General features: G+C 56.7%; 1 protein-coding gene. It reads left to right on the forward strand.

The window, feature by feature from the left end:
- Positions 1 to 47 precede the first annotated feature (47 nt).
- A protein-coding gene (locus tag AAC035_RS21230) for an IS3 family transposase (RefSeq protein ID WP_339807110.1) occupies positions 48 to 1,591 on the forward strand; the annotation gives its coding sequence in 2 pieces (ribosomal slippage) (positions 48 to 519 and positions 519 to 1,591; 1,545 coding nt in all).
- Positions 1,592 to 1,634 lie beyond the last annotated feature (43 nt).

The following is a 1,634-nucleotide window of genomic DNA, read 5'->3' on the forward strand; positions in this document are numbered from 1 at the left end:
CCCTATGTGTCAGCGTAGTTGTCGCCTGAACATTTCAGAGGACAACCATGCCCCATTATTCACCGGAACGTAAAGAAGCCATTCTCCAGAAGATGGCCCCACCTCACAGTCTGACTGTTGCCGAGTTGGCCAGCCAGGAAGGCATCAGTACCGCAACCTTGTACAATTGGCGTAAAGCCGCCAGAGGACGAGGTGCCGTTTTGCCATCGAATTCAGCTCATCCAGACAAGTGGAGTAGCGAAGAGAAGTTCCGCATTGTTCTGGAAACCGCCCCGATGACGGAGGCGGAACTTAGTGAATATTGCCGTAGGAATGGCCTTTACCCGGAACAAATCGAAACCTGGAAAGCCGCCTGCATGGGAGCCAATGCCCTGTCGGATGAACAGGCCAAGCAGAATCGGCAAGCGGCCAGGGCTGAGAAAAAACGAGTCAAAAAACTCGAAGCCGAGTTGCGACGCAAGGAAAAAGCTCTGGCAGAAACGGCTGCACTGCTGACGCTGTCAAAAAAAGCCGAGGCGATCTGGGGCCCCAAAGACGAGGACGAATGACCAGCCTCCCGGATCGCCAGCAGGCGGTTACCCTGATCCAAGAGGCTCAGGGTAACGGAGCCCGGCTGGTCAAGGCCTGCGCCTTGCTGAACCTGAGTATACGCACTTATCAGCGCTGGACGGCAGATAAGGCCGTCAGCGCCGATCAACGACCGGTGGTACCCAGACCAGCACCCACCAACAAACTCTCGGAGGCGGAGCGCCAGGCCCTGGTCTCACTGTGCAACCAGAAGGAATATCGAAGCTGTCCGCCGGCCTTCATCGTTGCGGATCAACTGGATCAGGGTCGCTACCTGGCCTCGGAATCCACCTTCTATCGGGTTCTGCGGGAGAAGGATCAAGTACACCCCAGAGGTCGGCAAAAAGCGCCCCAGAGCAAGCGCAGGGCAACTACACACAAGGCCACAGAACCGAACCAGCTGTGGTCGTGGGATATCTCATGGCTGCCGGGGCCAGCAAAAGGCATCTGGTTCTACCTGTATCTGATGCTGGACGTATACAGCCGCAAGATCGTCGGTCACGAGGTCTATCACAGTGAGACCGGCGAGCTTGCCAGCGAGTTCATCGAGAAGGCCTACTGGCGTGAACACCTGGCGACGAAGGACAAGCCTCTGGTGCTGCACTCCGACAATGGCAGCCCCATGAAGGCCTCGACCTTCTTGGAGAAACTGTACGATCTGGGTATTACGCCCTCGAACAGTCGCCCCCGGGTCAGTAACGACAATGCCTACTCGGAGTCGTTGTTCAAAACCCTGAAGTTCCGCCCGGGGTTCCCGGTAAACGGCTTCAGAACGATCGAGGAGGCCCGCAAATGGGTACTGGCGTTCGTGCGCTGGTACAACACCGAGCACCGACACAGCGCCTTGAACTACGTAACACCTCAGCAACGCCATACGGGCGAAGCTGATCAGATCCTGGCCCAGCGAAAACAGATTATCGAAGCGGCGAAAGCCGAGAACCCGCGTCGCTGGTCTGGTGATATCCGAAACTTCAGCTTGCCGGAATCAGTCACTCTGAACCCGGAAAAGGCGGCCAATTGTTAAAGAGCTGATGACTTAAACGCGACATCTACGTTGACAGACTCCG

Origin of the sequence: uncultured Marinobacter sp., assembly GCF_963974375.1 — a bacterium.
GTDB lineage: Bacteria > Pseudomonadota > Gammaproteobacteria > Pseudomonadales > Oleiphilaceae > Marinobacter.